Genomic DNA, 16,844 nt, shown 5'->3' with positions numbered 1-16,844 from the left:
ATCAGATGCCGCGGCGCTTCCAGGACTCCCACCACAGCCACTCCCGGCCGCGCTCGGCCACGGCCGACCACACCAGCGGCTGGAGGTAGGGCATGGCCTTCGGGCCGATCCGCCGTCTGAGGCGCAGCGCGCGGTACTCGGGCAGGGCCCGGTATCCGGGCAGGCACTCCTCGGCGAACGCGACGCACTCGTCGACCGGGACGACTCCGGTACGTCCCCGGTCGTAGGCCCGGTAGGCGCGGCGCAGCGCGAAGCGGGCGAGCCGGGTGTGCACCTGGTCGGCCAGACGGTCGGCCTCGGGCAGCCGGTCGGCGCACTTGGTGAGCACCGAGTCGAAGGCCACGAGCCGCTGGCGCAGGTCGTCGAGCTGGCCGCCGAAGTCGACGGTGGACATGTTCTTGCCGTGGACGCGGTAGAAGGCCTGGTCGGCGCCGCGAATGTAGCCGACGTCGGCGTGGGCGGCGAGCCGCATCCACATCTCGATGTCGCCGGCGTGGGGCAGGGCGGGGTCGTAGCCGCCGACCCTGCGCTGGAGGCTGGTGCGGACGACGACCTCCGGCGAGGTGATGCAGCCGGTGCCCTCGCGAAAGCGCCGGTCCAGCCACCAGTGCCCGGGGTAGACGACCGAACCGGTGCTGCGGGTACGGGCCTTGGGCAGCGGGCCGCCGTGCTGGAAGCGCAGGGGCCGTCCGTAGGCGAAGCCGGCCTCGGGGTGGGCGTCCAGGAGGGCCGCGGCCCGCACCAGCGCGCCCGGCACCAGCCGGTCGTCGGCCGACAGCAGGGCCACGTAGTCGCCGTCGGCCCACTCCAGCAGGCCTTCGTTGTACGTGGCGATGTGGCCCTTGTTGGTCTCGTGGACGTGCACCTCGATCCGCGGGTCGGAGGCCGCCAGTTTCTGCGCCACCTCCGCCGAGTCGTCGGGCGAGGCGTCGTCGATGATGAGCACCCGGACGTCGACGCCGTCCTGCTCGTCCAGGACGCTGCTCACGCAGTCGGCCAGGAAATGGCCGTACTTGTAGCAGGGGATGACAACACTGACGGTGCTCATCTGTGGGGAAGCCAATCCCCGGTGGTGGTCCGCGCCGGACCGGGCGCGGACCACCACCGGTGGGTTCTGGTCGGTCAGTTCTTCTTCTTGCGGATCGTCGTCTTGCTGGTCAGGGTCCAGGTCCTGGACTTCACCGTGTGGTGCTTCTTGTCCTGGGCCTTGACGGCGACCTTGAACCGGGTGCCGTCCGGCAGGGGCGACGACAGGTGGACGGACACCTTGTGGGTGGCCCTGTCGTAGGAGGTGACGGCCGTGACGTGGAGCTTCTTCGCGGCCTTGGAACCGCTCAGGACGGTCACGGTCGCCGTGACGGACGACAGCTTGGTGGAGGCGGGCAGGGTCGTGACGAGGGGGCTCGTCGCGTCGGCGGTGTGCGCCAGCGAGGACGCGGTCACCTCCGAGGCGTTGGCCGTCGCCAGGGACGCACTCGGGTCGTCGGCGGTGAAGACCGGGCCGACCCAGTAGTTGGCGGATCCGTAGGAGCCGTTCGGGAAGGCCGTGGAACTGCCGTACCGGTACAGCCCGTTGTGGTGGGCGCTGGTGTCGGCGGTGGCCGTGAGCGGATAGGACTGGTGCGCCGCCGTGAAGTAGCCGCCGTTGACCGCGTAGTTGCCGTTGGGCGCGTGGTAGGAGGCGACGTAGGCGGTGCCGGCGGTGACGGCCACCGGGGTGGCGAACGTCATCGTCTGCCAGCCGGACGGCGATTCGGCGGTGAAGGTGCCGGTGGCCAGCAGCGTGCCGTCGTCGGACCAGAGGCTGCCGGTGTGGGTGCCCGTATTGGTCGCGCCCTTGTAGAAGGTGACGCCGGTGATCCAGCCGTCCGCCGAGGACGTGAAGCGGGTGCCGAGTTCGACGGAGTTGCCGTCACCGGTCACGGCGGCGGTGGCCGGGGTGGCCGAGGAGTTCCACAGCGTGCAGGGGCAGGTGACCGCCGGCGGCTCGGAACTGGTGGTGAAGCTCCAGGTCACCGGGTCCGTCATGGCGTTGCCCCACAGGTCGGAGGCCTGGACGGACGCGGTGTACGTGGTGTGCAGGGACAGTTCGGTCGACGGGGTGAAGGTCGCCTTGTTCGACGCGGGAAGCGTCGTGGTGCCCGGCACGGTGTTGCCGTCCGGGTCCTTCACGGTGAACGTCAGACTGTCGCCGTCGACGGCGTGGTCGAAGACGGCCGACACCGGTGCGGTGATGGAGGTGCCGGTCGCGCCGGACGTCGGCGAGGTCGAGGTGACCGCCGGCGGGGTCGTGCTGGCCGTCGAGGTGTCCAGCACCACGTCGACCCAGTAGTTGCTGCCGGAGGACGCCGAGGACGGGAAGGCGCTGGTGGAGCTGTAGCGGTAGACGCCGTTGCCGCCGTCGGTGCCGGACTGCAGTCCGGTGAGCGGGGCGAGGCCGGCGGCCTTGTCGGAGAAGTAGCCGCCGTCGTAGGAGTATCCGCCGTTGGGGGCGAAGTACGAGGCGACGTAGGTGGTGTTGGCCTTGACGGTCACCGGGGTGGAGAAGTTCAGCTGCTGCCAGCCGGAGGCCGACTCGCTGGTGAAGGTACCGGTGGCCAGGCGGGTGCCGGAGGCGCTCCACAGGCTGCCGGTGTGGGTGCCGGTGTTGGCGGGCGACTTGTAGAAGCGGACGCCGGTGATGGAGCCGGCCACCGTGGTGCGGAACTTGACGCCGAGCTCCAGGGAGCTGCCGTCACCCGCGTTGACGGTGCCGGGGACGGCCGAGGCGGGCCAGATGGTGCAGGGGCAGGCCTGGGGGCCGACGGTGATCGGGACCGTGGTGGTGGAGCCGATGTTGACGCTGTCGTCCACCGCGCGAACCTTGATCGACGCCGAGCCCGGAGCCGTCGGGGTCCAGGTGTAGCTCCACGACGTGAGACCGGTGGCGGCGTTCCAGGTGGATCCGCCGTCCGTGGACACCTCCACCCGGGCGACCACGCCGCCGGAGTCGGAGGCGGTGCCCTTGATGGTGACGGGCTTCAGCGCCGGGACGGTGGCTCCCGAGGCCGGGCTGGTCACGGTGACCGCCGGGCCGCTGGTGTCGGTGGAGGCGGTGGCCGCGACGAGGTTGCTCTGCCGGGTGAGCGGCTGGACGCCCATGTCGGCGAGGACGTTGACGGTCGCCTGCTGCATGCGGGCGTCCTCGGTGACCACCGTGTCGGCCGGGTCGTACGTGGGCAGGTTGGTCAGGCCCCACGACCACTGCACGGTTCCCGCCCCGAACACCAGGGCGCCGGAGTCCTGGTCGCGGAACTCGACGAGGTTGTGCGTCGCGGTGCCGTTGCCGTACATGTTGCCCCAGTCGAGGCGGTACTTCCCGTCGTTGATGTCCACCGTCGTGGACGACAGGTTGATCGCGCCCGTGGGCCGGGTGCTGTTGGCGATGTCGCTGTCCCACTCGTAGCCGAGCGTGCCGGTCGGGAAGGTGGCCGTCTGGCTCGCCGTGAGGTTCGCGATGGAGGTGTTGCGCCACAGCCGGTTCTTGCCGTACGAGCCGGGGACCGTGATGGCGTCGGCGCGGTAGCCGTTCACCGTGAACATGGAGCCGGTGAGGATGTTCGGCGGCTGGTAGGCCTGCCCGTACTGGGTGCTGGTCGGGTCCATCCAGGTGCCGGTCCACTGGCCGCTCGGGTCGGCGATGCCGTTGTTCTGGACCATTTTGGTCATCTTGTAGCAGACCATGGTGCGGTTGGACGTGTTCGCGCCGTCGATGCTCGGGGCGAGCCGGGTCTTCCAGAACACCTCGTTGCCGCTGAAGAAGGCCTGCCGCACGCCCGCCTTCCGGGCCGCCAGGACGTTGGAGTACTGGCTCTGCGTCCAGTACTCGTCATGGCCCGAGGACAGGTACACCTTGTGCTTCGGCAGCAGGGTGGCGCCGTTGGTCGACACGTCCACGCCGGACAGATAGCTGACGTCGTAGCCGTTGCGCTCCAGCCAGGACAGCATCATGTACTCGGAGCCGTAGATGCCGTTGTCGCCGCCGATGTCGAGCGGCCGGTTGTAGCTGACCTCGTAGGCGCGGCCGTCGGGCGCGGGGCCCGTGCCGCCGTAGAGGTCCTGGCCGCCGTAGTCGTTGTACGCCTGCCAGGTCTGGTCACTGGTCTGCACGACGACGTCGGAGGTGCTGGAGTCCTTGCGGACGACGAACGGGTACGGCATCAGGCCGTCGCCGTCGGTCTGCGTGAGGTTCGCGATGTACAGGCCGGAGACGGCGTCGCCGGGCACCGTCCAGTTCACGGTCACGGGCCAGTTGCCGCAGTCGACCAGGCCGGTGGCGGCCTTGGTGGTGCAACTGGCTTCCTTGGTCGTGTAGTTGGCCGGGTAGGTCGTCGCCGCCTGGGCCGGGGTGGAGATCAGGCGGGCCCCGTCGCCGCCGTACCAGCCGAGGCGGTAGATCTCGACGCGGTACGAGACCGGCGACTGGATCTTGAACTGGACGGTGTCACCGGCCTGGACGCTCTCCTTGGTGGAGAACCCCTTGATGTCACCGTAGGCGTTGGGCGAGAACCAGTCGGACTTGGGGCTGCCCGTCTTGCTGTTCTCGCAGACGATCGGGTTCGAGCCCGTTCCGCAAGGGTCGGAAGCCGCCTGGGCTGTCCCGGCCTGCGGGAGCACCGCCCATATCAACGCGGCTATGACGGCGAGGCGCCCGCCCCGGAGCCGTCTGCTCCATCTGTTCATGTGTACCTCTCAGCGGTGCTGTGCAGGACCGACCCGGAAGTCGGGGTGAGGCTTGTGGTGAGGGGGCCGATCAGCCTCGGAGCGCTTCGGCGAGCGCGTCCACGACCTGGTGCTGCTGGTCGGGGGTGATCTGGGGGTACAGCGGCAGCGACAGGATCCGCTCCGCCGCCTTCTCGGCGTTCGGGAAGTCGCCCCGGTCGTGGCCGAGATGCCGGTAGGCCGGCGTGAGGTGGACCGGGGCCGGGTAGTGCACCCCGGCGCCGATGCCCTCGGCGTTCAGCTTGCCGACGAGGTCGTCGCGGTCGGCTCCGTCGACCTGGACGACGTACAGGTGCCAGACGTGGACGTTGCCGGGGGCCGTCACCGGGAGGACGACCCGGCCGGCGGCCGCGAGGTCGGCGAGCAGTTCGTCGTAGCGGGCGGCGGCCGCCCGGCGGGCCGCGTTGCCGTCCGCCAGCCGCTTGAGCTTGGCCCGCAGCACGACGGCCTGGAGTCCGTCGAGGCGGCTGTTGAAGCCGGGGACGTCGTGGCGGTACTTGGCGACCCCGCCGTGGTTGGCGATCGCCCGTACCAGGCCGGTGAGTTCCTCGTCGTCGGTCAGGACCGCGCCCGCGTCACCGTAGGCACCGAGGTTCTTGCCCGGGTAGAAGCTGGTGGCCGCGATGCCACCGCTGCCCGGTGTGCGGCCGTCCCGCGTGGCGCCCTGGCACTGGGCGGCGTCCTCCACCACCCGTACGTGCTCGGGCAGTTGGGCGGCCAGTTCCGTCACCTCGGCCATCTGGCCGTACAGATGGACCGGCACGACCGCGCGCGTCGCCGGACCGACGGCCTCCGACGCGGCCCGGGGGTCGAGGAGATGGCTGTCGGGCAGGCAGTCCGCCAGGACCGGCCGGGCACCGATCCTGGCCACGGCACCGGCGGTGGCGATGAAGGTGTTGGCGGGAATCACGACCTCGTCGCCGGGTCCCACCCCGCTTGCGCGCAGGGCGAGTTCGACGGCGTCGGTGCCGTTGGCGACCCCCACGCAGTGTGCGACGCCGCCGAAGTCGGCGTACTCGCGCTCGAATGCGCGGACCTCTTCGCCGCCGATGAACGCGGTGTTCGCCAGCACTCGGTCGAAGCCGGCCCGCACCTCGTCGGCGACCTCTTCGTGGGCCGCTTTCAGGTCCACGAGCGGAATCTGGTTCATGTCAGCGGTCCCCCCACTGTTGGTGTTGCGAGTTCGTCCAGCGCGGGCGCCCCCGCCGCGCGCAGCCGTCGGGCCGGGCTCCCCACCCAGACCTCGCCCGGCGGAACGTCGTCGAGCACGGCGCTCCCCATGCCGATCTGTGACCAGGCACCGATCGTCGTGCCCTCCCTGACCAGGGCCCCGGAGCCGACGTAGGCGCCGCGCTCCAGTCGTACTCCCCCGCCCAGGCGGACCCCGGAGGTGAGCGTCGCACAGTCCTCGACCGTGTTGTCGTGGGTGAGCACGACGTGCGGCATCACCGCGACATGCGCGCCGACGTGCACCGCGGCGGTCAGCACGCACTGCGCGAGCAGCACCGAGCCGGGGCCGATCGAGGAGTTCGCCGAGACGGCCGCGCTCGGGTGGACCACGGTGGCGTAGCGGTCGTCGGGCAGGGCGAGCCGCCGGACCAGCCGGGCGCGGGCCGCGTAGTCGCGCGGGTTGCCCACGCAGATCACCACGCGCGCCCCGGGCAGCTCGTGGACCAGGTCGCAGCCGCCGAGGACGGGCACGCCGTCCACGTCGGTGCCGTGCAGGTCCTTGTTGTCGTCGAGGTGTCCGAGCAGTTCGAACTCGCCCGTGTCCGCCACGGCCTGGGCGGTCTCACGGGCGAAGCCGCCCGCGCCGACGATGACGAGTCCGTTCATCCACGGGCCTGTTCGGCGAGGGCCGCCACGACCCGGTCCTGCTGGGCCTCGGTCATCGTGTGGAACAGCGGCAGGATCAGCGAGTCCCGGCTGATCCGCTCGGTCACCGGCAGCGGCAGCCTCGGGTGGTCCGCGTAGGCGGGTTCGAGGTGCGCGGCCATGATCCCGCGCCGTGCGGAGACACCGGCTTCGGAGAGCGCGGCGAGCAGGTCGTCCCGGCCGACGGGGAAGTCCTCGGCGAGCAGCACCCAGTAGGACTGGAAGTTGCTCTGCCCGTGCCCGGGGTCGCGGACGGGGGTGAGGCCGGGGAGGTCACGCAGCAACGCGTCGTAGCGCGCTGCCAGTTCGCGGCGGCGGGCGATCATCGCGTCGAGCTTGCCGAGCTGGACCAGGCCGATCGCGGCCTGCACGTCGGTCATCCGGTAGTTGAAGCCGACCTCCAGATAGCTCTCCAGGACCGGCTTGTTGCTCGCGTGGCGTTCGGCCGCCGAGGCGTTCATGCCGTGCTCGCGCAGCCGGCGCAGCCGCGTGGCCCACTCGGCGTCGTCGGTGGTGACCATGCCGCCCTCGCCGGTGGTGACGACCTTGCGGGGGTGGAAGGACCAGGCGGCGAGCAGCGCGCCGTGGCCGACGGGCTTGCCGCCGACGGTCGAGCCGATGGCGCAGGCCGCGTCCTCGACCAGCGGCAGGTCCCAGTCCGCGCAGGCGGCGCGCAGCGCGTGCACGTCGGCCGGCACGCCGCCCTGGTGGACGGCGAGGACGGCCTCGGTGCGGGCGGTGCGGACCTGCTCCACGGTGGCCGGGGTCAAGTTGCCGGTGACAGGGTCGACATCGGCGAACACGGGCTCGGCACCGACGTACCGCACCGCGTTGGCGGTGGCGATGAACGACAGCGAGGGCACCACGACCTCGTCGCCGGGCCCGACCCCGAGGGCGACCAGGGACAGGTGCAGGGCGGTGGTGCAGGAGCTGACCGCGACGGCGTGCTCGGCCCCGACCCGCTCCGCGAAGGCCTTCTCGAAGGCGGCGACCCGGGGGCCCTGGGCGACCCACCCGGACAGCACGGCGTCGGAGGCGGCCTTGGCCTCCTCCTCGCCGAGCCAGGGGATCATGACGGGGATGCGGTCGGTGCTCACTTGGCGGCCTCCCGCTCGGCACGCCACCACTGGACCAGGTCCTTCAGCCCCGTGCGCAGGTCGATCTCGGCGGTGAACCCGAGGCGTTCGGCGGCCTGGGTGGTGTCGGCGAGCCTGCGGACCACCGAGTTCACCGAGCGGGCGGGCCCGTGCACGGGCTCCAGACCCGTCGCTCCCATCGCTTCCAGCAGCCCGTCGGCGAGCTCGCGCAGCGAGGTCTCGGTGCCGCTGGCGATGTTGAACACCTCGTCGGTGACGTCCGACTCGGCGGCCAGGATGTTCGCCCTGGCGATGTCGCGGACGTCGACGAAGTCCATGGTCTGGGTGCCGTCGCCGAGGATGAGCGGCGGCTCGCCCGACTCGATGCGCTCCATCCAGCGGATGAGCACCTCGGTGTACAGGCCGTGGATGTCCATCCGGGGGCCGTACACGTTGAAGTAGCGCAGGGCCACGTAGTCGAGCCCGTACATGGCGTGGAAGCTGCGCAGCATGCCCTCGTTGAAGGCCTTCGCCGCGCCGTAGAAGGTGTCGTTGTTGTAGGCGTGGTGGCGCTCGGTCGTCGGGAAGACCTCGGCCATGCCGTAGACGGACGCCGAGGAGGAGGCGACCACCTTGCCGACTCCGGCGGCGGCCGCCGCCTCCAGCACGTTGAAGGTGCCGTCGACGAGGACCTCGTTGGCGAGCCGCGGCTCCTCCGCGCACTGGGTGATGCGGATCGCGGCAAGGTGGAACACCAGGTCGGCGCCCTCGGTGACCTTCTTGACGGTCTCGACGTCCCGGACGTCACCCTCGACGACCTCCACCACACCGCTGGGCAGGGCCTTCGCGAGGTTGGCCCGCCGCCCGCGCACGAAGTTGTCGAGTACGACGATCTCGCGGGCGCCGCCCTCGGCCAGCAGGTCGACCAGGTTGGAGCCGATGGTGCCCGCTCCCCCGGTGACCAGGATCTTCTTGCCACGTACGCTGCTCAACTGCTGTGCCCTCTCAGGGAATTGCATCGCTTGACTGATGTCGCTCAACGATCGGCGCGCAGACCGACGACCGCGCCCTTGAACTCCAGGCTCCGGGAGGCCGCCTCGAGGATGTCCAGCACCCTCAGGCCCGCCCTGCCGTCGGTCAGCGGCGCGCGGCCCGTCCTGATCGAGTCGGCGAACTCGTCGACCATGCTGCGCAGCGCTTCCTTCTCGCCGATCGCGGGCGCGACCATGTCCCCGGAGCGGTAGGAGATGAGCATGTCCCGGCGCTCGTCCGCGCCGATCTCCTGCGGTGCGGCCATGTCCACGCCCCGGTCGTAGACGGACACCCGCTGGAGGGGGTTGAGGTCGTCCCAGAGCAGGGTGCGCTTGGAGCCGCCGACCATGGTGGTGCGCACCTTCGTCGGCGACAGCCAGTTGACGTGCACGTGGGCGATGGCCCCGGTGCTGAGCGTCAGCGTCAGATAGGCGACACAGGCCTGTCCGGCGCCGATCGGGTCGGCCCCGTGGGCGGCGACGGCGACCGGCTCCACGCCCGCGGGGAGGATGAAGTCCAGGATCGACAGGTCGTGCGGGGCGAGGTCCCACAGGACGTCGATGTCCTTCTGGACCAGGCCGAGGTTGATGCGGACCGAGTCGACGAAGTGGATCTCGCCGAGCTCGCCGGAGTGGACCAGTTCCCTGATGCGGCCCACGGCGGGTGTGTAGCAGTAGGTGTGGTCGCACATCAGGGTGAGCCCGCGCTCCTCCGCCTCGGCCACCAGGCGCATCCCGTCGGCGTAGGTCGCCGCGAGGGGCTTCTCCACGAGGACGTGCTTGCCGGCGCGCAGGGCGGCCAGGGCGATGTCGAGGTGGGTTCCGGCGGGCGTGGCGACCGCGACGGCGGCCACGTCGGGATCGGCGAGCACGGCCGCGTAGTCCGAGGTGGCCTCCACGGTCGAGTAGCCGCCGAGGACCCGCCGGGCCCGGTCCACGTCGAGGTCGACCAGCGAGCGCAGCCGGAACTGCTCGCTGGCCTGGAAGTTGCGGACGAGGTTGGGGCCCCAGTAGCCGGCCCCGACGACCGCGACCCCCAACGGCTCACTGGTCTCAGTCACTTGGTTCCTCTTCCTTCGGTCCATCAGTAGGCCCCCGTTCCGCGCACCACCGCTGTCGTGGTGCGCGCCAGGATGGACAGGTCGAGGCTGGTCGACCAGTTGTCCACATATGCGAGATCGAGTCGGACCGCTTCCTCCCAGGGCAGGTCCGAGCGGCCGCTGACCTGCCACAGCCCGGTGAGGCCGGGCTTCACGAGCAGCCGGCGTCTGACCTCGGCCGGGTACTCGTCCACCTCCTCGGGCAGCGGCGGCCGGGGGCCGACGAGCGACATGTCGCCCCTGACCACGTTGATCAGCTGCGGCAGTTCGTCGAGCGAGCTGCGGCGCAGGAAGGACCCGACCCGGGTGATCCGCGGGTCCTCCCTCACCTTGAACAGCAGACCGTCGCTGTTCTGGTTGAGGTGCTCCAGCTCCGCGCGCAGGGCCTCCGAATCGGGGCGCATCGTACGGAACTTGAACATGGTGAAGTGGTCGCCGTAGCGGCCCACCCGCTGCTGCCTGAAGAGTGCCGGTCCCGAGCTGTCCAGGCGGACGACCAGGGCGATCAGCAGCATGGGCAGGGCGAGCAGGGCCAGGAGCGCCGCCGCGAAGGAACGATCCAGCAGTTCCTTCGGCAGCCGGGAGGTCCGGGAGAGGTTCGGCGCCTGGACGCGCACCAGCGGCACGCCGTTGGTGGGCCGCACCGCGAGCCGGGCGGCGGACACGTCGGCCAGGACGGGGGCCAGCAGGAAGTCGACGCCCCGTGCGGCCGCGGTCCAGGACATCCGGCGCAGGACGGAGGCGTCGAACTCGGGCGCGGGCAGCACCACCAGGGTGCTGATGCCCATGGTCCGGATGACGTCGTCCATGGTGTCGACACCACCGAGGACGGGGATGCCCAGCTTGCGGACCTGCGCCGCGTTCTGCGGGTCGCTCAGACACACGCCGGCGGCCCGGAGCTCCTGGGCGCCACCGCGCCGCAGCACGGCGGCCAGTTCCGCGATGCCGTGCGCCGGCCCGACCAGGAGCGTGGCGCTGCGGCCCCGGTCCCTCGCCCATCTGCGGTGCAGCCGGCGCCGGAGCGCGTAGCGGACCAGCAGGGCGATCGCGGCGGCGGGCACCGCGGCCATGATCATGTCATGAAGGAGGCCCGAATCGTGGGTGAACGACCAGTGCGCGACCGCGGCGAGCGCGGGCAGTGCGACGGCTCCGCGGAGCACCCGTCGGTACTCCTCGGTGCCCAGCCCCAAGGCGCTGCGGTCGTAGGAGCGATGGGCGACCATCGCCACGATCCATGTCGGGGGCAGCACCAGGGCCACCGCCCAGCGGCCGTACGCCGCGTGGATCACGAAGGCCGCGGCAACAGCGGCGAAGCTGTCCGCGACCAGCAGGACGATCCGGTACCTCTGCTCCCAAGGTCTTCGACGACCTTGTGGAGCCCTATGTTCCACAAGCAGTTGCTCATGCGTGACCTCAATGGTCATGCGCCCCCCACACGTGCACGGTTACCCCTGACCGAACACCGATGTGCCCCCAACACAGCGGCAGTTGAAAACAAAGAAGCCTCAGCGGTTCCCCAACCGCCGCATGTCCCCATACATGTCGGCTAGCGCCTCACGTTCCCCACCCAAACCGGTTCGGCGGCCCTCAATCTAGACCACCGAACGCAGTCACGGGAACAGTTGGACGAAACACACATCGCAATAGTGACATCGACTGCATACTGCCCAGGTGACGAGCATCGTGATCCCGGCCCACAACGAGGCGCAAGTCATCGGCCGGCTCCTCGACTCACTTCTGGCCGATTCCCCGGAGGACGAGACAGACATCGTGGTCGTGTGCAATGGCTGCACGGACGACACCGCGCGGATCGCGGCCGACCGTGGTCCGCGCGTGCGCGTGGTCGAGATCCCCGTACCGTCCAAGCACGCCGCTCTGCGGGCGGGCGACGACCACGCACGCGGCTTCCCGCGCCTTTATGTGGACGCCGACGTCGTGCTCGGGAGCGCCGATGTACGGGCGCTGACCGAGCCCCTCGACGACGACACCTCGGGCATCCTCGCCACCGCGCCGGAGCGGCAAATTCCGCTGGCTGCCTGCGCCTGGCGGGTGCGCGCCTACTACCGGGTGTGGCAGCGGCTGCCCGCTGTGCGGGAGGGACTGTTCGGCCGGGGTGTCATCGCGGTTTCCAAGGCCGGGCACGCCCGGATCACGGCACTGCCGCCGCTGATGGCCGACGACCTGGCCGCCTCCCTGGCCTTCGCTCCCGAGGAGCGGCGTGTGGTCGACACGGCCCGGGTCGTGGTCCAGCCGCCGCGAACATGGCCGGATCTGATCAAGCGCCGCATCCGGGCGGCGGTGTCCACGGCCCAGGTCGAGCAGCAGCACCGGAGCCCGCAGGAGGCCACCGCGCGCACCGGCAAGGCGGATCTGATCGCCCTGGTCCGCGCCGAGCCGAGCCTGGTCACCGGTGTCGTAGTCTTCGTCGCGGCGGCGGTCGTCGCCCGGCGCGGGGCCGCGAAGGCCATCCGGGCACAGGACTTCGGCACCTGGCTGCGGGACGAGAGCAGCAGAGAGAACTGAAGCGCAGCAGATCCGGAGTTCGTGAACATGTACCTCACCGACCGCTCAGCGCCCGCGGAGGCGGGCACCGACCAGGGCCGAAGACGCGGCCTGCGGCCCGGGGTCGCCCCGGTCGTGCTCGTGCTGGGCACGGTCAGCCTGATCACCGACATCTCCTCGGAGATGGTCACCGCGGTCCTGCCGCTCTACCTCGTCAGCACGCTCGGTTTCAGCCCGCTGGCCTTCGGCACCCTCGACGGTGTCTACAACGGCGTCAGCGCGCTGGTCCAGCTGACCGGCGGCCACCTCGCGGACCGTATCCGCAACCACAAACTGCTGGCCGGCCTCGGCTACGGTCTGTCCGCCCTGTGCAAGCCGCTGCTCCTGCTCGTGAGCAGCATCGGCGCGCTCGGCACGGTCCTCGCCCTGGACCGCACGGGCAAGGGCCTGCGCACCGCCCCGCGCGACGCGATGATCTCCCTGTCCACGCCGTCCGGGAAACAGGGCCGGGCCTTCGGCGTGCACCGGGCGATGGACACCACCGGCGCGATGCTCGGACCGCTGGCCGCCTTCCTCATCCTGAGCGCGGCGGCCGACGGCTACGACGCGGTGTTCGGCGTGAGCGCGTGCGTGGCGGTGCTCGGCGTGGTCGTGCTGGTGCTGTTCGTACCGGCGCGGGGGCAGCGGGACCCGGGAGCCGCGGTGGACTCCGTAGCGGGCGAGGCGCGGGCAGGCCGGACGAGCGACACCGGGGTGCTTGCGGCAGACGCCGGGCAGGAGGGGCGGACCGGTCCGACGGGCGTGGCGCACACGCGTGTGCCCGGTCCACGACAGGACGCCGGGACCGGCCGGGCCGACGCCACGGACGTGCCCGAACCTCTGCCCCTCGCAGGTCAGGACGGCGAGTCGGAGGCGAAAGCCGCGGTCGGCAAGCCCCCCGTCCGGGTGCGGGAGGCCCTCGCCCTGCTCCGGCTGCCCCGGCTGCGTGCCCTCGCGGGCTGTGCCGCGCTGCTGGGTCTGACCACCGTCAGCGACGCCTTCGTCTACCTGCTCCTGCAGCGGCGCGCGGGCATCGGCGACCAGTGGTTCACACTGCTCCCGCTGGGCACCGCCGTGGTGTTCCTGCTGCTGGCCGTGCCCGTGGGCGCGTTCGCCGACCGGGTGGGTAGGCACACCGTGTTCCTCGCCGGGCACGGGGCCCTGCTGACCGGCTACGCCCTCCTGTTGTGGGCACCGTCCACACCGGTCCTGCCCTTCCTCGTGCTCGCCCTGCACGGGGTCTTCTACGCGGCCACCGACGGCGTGCTCCCGGCCGCCCTCGCGGACATCGTGCCCGCGGAACTGCGCGCCAGCGGCCTCGCCATCGTCGGCACCAGCCAGGCCCTGGCCCGGTTCTGCTGCTCACTGGCCTTCGGCGCGGCCTGGACGGTGTGGGGCGACGGCCCGGCCCTGGCCGGCTCGGCCGTGGGCCTGCTGTGCTGCGCGGCCGTCGCGAGCAGGGTGCTGCGGCCGACGGGCGGCTCCCGATGACCAGCCGGGCCCCGGGGCCCCGATGACCACCTCAGCCACACCAAGGAACCACATGACACCGCTACGCCGCCGCCTGCTCGTTCTCGTCACGGCGGTCCTGCTGCTCGCGGGCGTGGGCACGGGCCTGGTGCTGCACGCCGCCGACCGCGCGGACCGGGCGAACCGGCCCCAGTCGGGCGGCCCCGCCGTCAGCACGGGCAAGCTGACCCTCGACCAGAAGAACCGCCTGACGTTCATCAACGCGGCCGCGGGACCGCACCGTACGGCGGTCGCCTCGGTCCCGTCCGCCGACCCGGAGGCCGGGCGGACCGCCTCGGACCTCAAGTGCGCCCGCTTCTACGCGGCCGCCGGCACCGGCATCTGCCTGCAGTCCAACCCCGGTGTCCTCAAGCAGAGCAACCGCGCCCTGCTCCTGGACGCCGACCTGCGCACCCGGCACACCTACGCGCTGGCCGGCACCCCCAGCCGGGCCCGGGTCTCCCCCAGCGGCCGCTTCGTCGCCTGGACGGTCTTCGTCTCCGGCGAGTCGTACTCGTCGGCCTTCTTCTCCACCCGGACCTCGGTCCTGGACACCCGCACCATGAAGCTGACGCCCAGCCTGGAGGACTTCTCCATCACCCTCGACGGCAAGTCCTACCGGGCCGCGGACGTCAACTTCTGGGGCGTCACCTTCGCTTCGGACGACGACACCTTCTACGCCACCCTCAACACCGGCAACAAGACCTACCTGGTGCGGGGTTCGCTGTCCCGCAAGTCGGTCACCACCCTGGTCGAGAACGTGGAGTGCCCCTCGCTCTCCCCCGACGGGACCCGGGTGGCCTTCAAGAAGCGGGTGCTGTCCCGCACCAGCCTCTGGCACGAGTACGTCCTCGACCTGCGCACCCTCAAGGAGACCGCGCTCGCCGAACGCCACAGCGTCGACGACCAGGCCACCTGGCTCGACGACCGGACCGTCGCCTACGCCCTGCCCGCCGAGGGCAAGGTCGGCACCAGCGACCTGTGGAGCGTCCCGGCCGACGGCACGGGCAAGCCGCGTCTGCTCATCGCGGGGGCCTCCTCCCCGGCACCCCTGTAGCGAGCCCGCTCAGCGCAACTCGGCCTCCACCGCGGGGTCGTCCTCGAGGAACCCGCCCGACTGGTGGTGCCACAGCTTGGCGTACGGGCCGTCCAGGGCGAGGAGTTCAGGGTGACTGCCCTGTTCGACGATCCGCCCGCGGTCCAGGACGACGAGCTGGTCCATGCCGGCGACCGTGCTCAGCCGGTGGGCCACCACGAGCGCCGTGCGCCCCTCCATGAGCCGCCACAGCGCCTCCTGGACCAGGATCTCGCTCTCCGAGTCCAGCGCGCTGGTCGCCTCGTCGAGGAGCAGGATCGGCGCGTCGCGCAGGATGGCCCGGGCGAGCGCGACCCGCTGGCGCTGTCCGCCGGACAGTTTGACGCCGCGTTCGCCCACCAGGGTCTCGAAGCCGTCCGGCAGCGCGTCGGCGAACTCCGTGACGTGTGCCGCCTCGGCCGCTCGGCGGATCTCGGCGTCGGTGGCGTCCGGCCGGGCGAAGGCGATGTTGTCGCGCAGGGTGCGGTGGAACATGGCCGGATCCTGGGGGACGTAGGCCATGAGACTGCGCAGGTCGGTCTGGCGCAGTCTGCTGATGTCCTGACCGCCGATCAGGATCCGGCCGCCGTCGATGTCCTGCATCCGCAGCAGCAGCCGGGTGAGGGTGGTCTTGCCGCCGCCGGAGCGGCCGACGAGTCCCACCTTCGTCCCGCCGGGCACGACCAGATCGAGCCCCTCGAACAGCGGCTCCGCACCCGCGTGGGCGAAGTCCACCCGCTCGAAGCGAACGTCGGCCGCCCCCGGCGACAGCGGCTCGGGGGACGGCGGGTCGAGCACGGTGGGCGGGCTCAGCAGCAGCTCGGTGAACTGCGCGGCCTCCGTCATCGAGCTCTCCAACCGGCGGTAGATCTGGTTGAACTCGAACATGATCCGGGTCGCGTTGGAGTAGTAGGTGAAGGCGACCACGACCGCCTCCACGCCGTGCTCGCCCCCGCCGAGGGTGACCGCCAGGAGCAGGCCCAGCGCGTTGGTCAGCACCGACATCGGCGCGACGAAGGTGTCGATGCGGAGGTTGCCGTAGTCCCACGACCGGAGCATGAGCCGGCGTGAGGTCGCGACGCGGGAGCGGTGCTCGGCGGCCTCGCGTGCCTCGGCGCCGAACGCCCGGACGGTGTCCATGTTCATCAGGCTGTCGGCGACGTGTCCGGAGACCCGGGCGACCGCGGCCTCGCGCTCGGCGACCAGCGCCTGGCGGCGCCGGATGAGGGGTGCCGCGCACAGTGCCGTCACCGCGATCATCGTCAACAGCCCGACGACGAGCAGCGGTTCGTAGCGCCACAGCACCACGGAGCCGAACAGCAGCGGCACGAGGTTGCCCACGACCTGGAACGCCAGGGTGTCGACGAACGGCTCGAAACGGGTGGCGAAGCTCAGGACGCGCTTGGTGAGCGACCCGGCGAAGTTGTCGTGGAAGAACGTCGCGTCCTTGGCGAACAGTTCGTCCATGCCGATCACGTACAGGTGCTCGATGCCGAGGGCGTCGAGACGGTTCATGCAGTGCAGGGCGACCCGCCACAGCGCTTCCGCGAGCAGCAGGACGCCGGCGAAACCCAGGACGTACGGCAGTGCCGACCCGATGGTGAGTTCGCGGCCGCCGGCGATGTCGCCGGCGAGCTTGGCGACGATCAGCGGGGCGATGTAGTTGAGGCCGATGCCGCCCAGCGCGAACAGCAGCATGGCGGGAACGGTGAGCCGGCGGAGCCGGGTCAACTCCCGCCCGTAGTAACGGAGTGCGAGGATCACCGCGCCCCGGCGCGGTGTGGTTTTCTCCAGCTCAGGCGTCTGCATCCTAACCCTGTGTGTATGGGGAGTAGCGGTCCGAGTTCGGCAGTGTCCCGCGACGGCGACCTCGCGG

The 16,844-nt window shown here is 71.1% G+C and carries 12 protein-coding genes; 3 read left to right on the top strand and 9 right to left on the bottom strand.

Going from position 1 to position 16,844, the window contains the following annotated elements; translation table 11 throughout:
• Position 1: 1 nt before the first annotated feature.
• From IOD14_RS15585 to IOD14_RS15550, 8 genes are all read right to left on the bottom strand, one after another.
• The gene (locus IOD14_RS15585; RefSeq protein ID WP_123993880.1) at positions 2-1,048 is read right to left on the bottom strand and encodes a glycosyltransferase; all 1,047 of its coding nucleotides are present in this window, start codon (positions 1,046-1,048) and stop codon (positions 2-4) included.
• Between the two features lie 74 nt (positions 1,049-1,122).
• Positions 1,123-4,722 carry a DUF4082 domain-containing protein gene (locus IOD14_RS15580; protein ID WP_212670536.1) on the bottom strand — a complete coding sequence of 1,200 codons (3,600 nt, stop codon included), beginning with the start codon at positions 4,720-4,722 and terminating at the stop codon, positions 1,123-1,125.
• Between the two features lie 70 nt (positions 4,723-4,792).
• Complete coding sequence (locus IOD14_RS15575; RefSeq protein WP_123993882.1) at positions 4,793-5,911, bottom strand: DegT/DnrJ/EryC1/StrS family aminotransferase; 1,119 nt, start codon at positions 5,909-5,911, stop codon at positions 4,793-4,795.
• Positions 5,908-6,597 (bottom strand): acetyltransferase, encoded by a 690-nt coding sequence (locus tag IOD14_RS15570; RefSeq protein ID WP_123993883.1) that lies wholly within the window; start codon positions 6,595-6,597, stop codon positions 5,908-5,910. The genes IOD14_RS15575 and IOD14_RS15570 overlap by 4 nt, the downstream gene beginning before the upstream one ends.
• Positions 6,594-7,733, bottom strand: a complete 1,140-nt coding sequence (locus tag IOD14_RS15565) for a DegT/DnrJ/EryC1/StrS family aminotransferase (RefSeq protein WP_212670535.1) — start codon at positions 7,731-7,733, stop codon at positions 6,594-6,596. Before IOD14_RS15565 ends, IOD14_RS15570 begins: the two co-directional genes overlap by 4 nt.
• The gene (locus IOD14_RS15560) at positions 7,730-8,704 is read right to left on the bottom strand and encodes an NAD-dependent epimerase/dehydratase family protein (protein ID WP_249125922.1); all 975 of its coding nucleotides are present in this window, start codon (positions 8,702-8,704) and stop codon (positions 7,730-7,732) included. The genes IOD14_RS15565 and IOD14_RS15560 overlap by 4 nt, the downstream gene beginning before the upstream one ends.
• Positions 8,705-8,748: 44 nt before the next feature.
• Entirely contained in the window at positions 8,749-9,804 is a 1,056-nt protein-coding gene (locus IOD14_RS15555) for a Gfo/Idh/MocA family oxidoreductase (RefSeq protein WP_249125921.1), read from the bottom strand.
• 23 nt (positions 9,805-9,827) lie between these two features.
• Positions 9,828-11,267 carry a sugar transferase gene (locus IOD14_RS15550; protein ID WP_123993886.1) on the bottom strand — a complete coding sequence of 480 codons (1,440 nt, stop codon included), beginning with the start codon at positions 11,265-11,267 and terminating at the stop codon, positions 9,828-9,830.
• 247 nt (positions 11,268-11,514) lie between these two features.
• On the opposite strand from IOD14_RS15550, the gene IOD14_RS15545 reads away from it, so the two are divergent.
• Genes IOD14_RS15545 through IOD14_RS15535 form a run of 3 tightly spaced genes read left to right on the top strand, consistent with a single transcriptional unit; the run spans position 11,515 to position 14,950 of the window.
• Entirely contained in the window at positions 11,515-12,366 is an 852-nt protein-coding gene (locus tag IOD14_RS15545) for a glycosyltransferase family 2 protein (protein WP_123993887.1), read from the top strand.
• Positions 12,367-12,393: 27 nt separating this feature from the next.
• Positions 12,394-13,875 carry an MFS transporter gene (locus tag IOD14_RS15540; RefSeq protein ID WP_123993888.1) on the top strand — a complete coding sequence of 494 codons (1,482 nt, stop codon included), beginning with the start codon at positions 12,394-12,396 and terminating at the stop codon, positions 13,873-13,875.
• A 52-nt stretch (positions 13,876-13,927) separates the two neighbouring features.
• Positions 13,928-14,950: a TolB-like translocation protein gene (locus IOD14_RS15535; RefSeq protein ID WP_212670533.1), complete on the top strand. Its 1,023-nt coding sequence runs from the start codon at positions 13,928-13,930 to the stop codon at positions 14,948-14,950.
• Between the two features lie 9 nt (positions 14,951-14,959).
• Here the strand turns inward: IOD14_RS15535 and IOD14_RS15530 are convergent, their stop codons facing one another.
• The gene (locus IOD14_RS15530) at positions 14,960-16,777 is read right to left on the bottom strand and encodes an ABC transporter ATP-binding protein (protein ID WP_212670532.1); all 1,818 of its coding nucleotides are present in this window, start codon (positions 16,775-16,777) and stop codon (positions 14,960-14,962) included.
• Positions 16,778-16,844: the final 67 nt, after the last annotated feature.

Source organism: Streptomyces sp. A2-16 (assembly GCF_018128905.1).
In the GTDB taxonomy this organism is placed as follows: domain Bacteria; phylum Actinomycetota; class Actinomycetes; order Streptomycetales; family Streptomycetaceae; genus Streptomyces.
The sequence above is the reverse complement of the archived record's forward strand: the minus strand, read 5'-3'. Positions and strand labels throughout refer to the sequence as shown.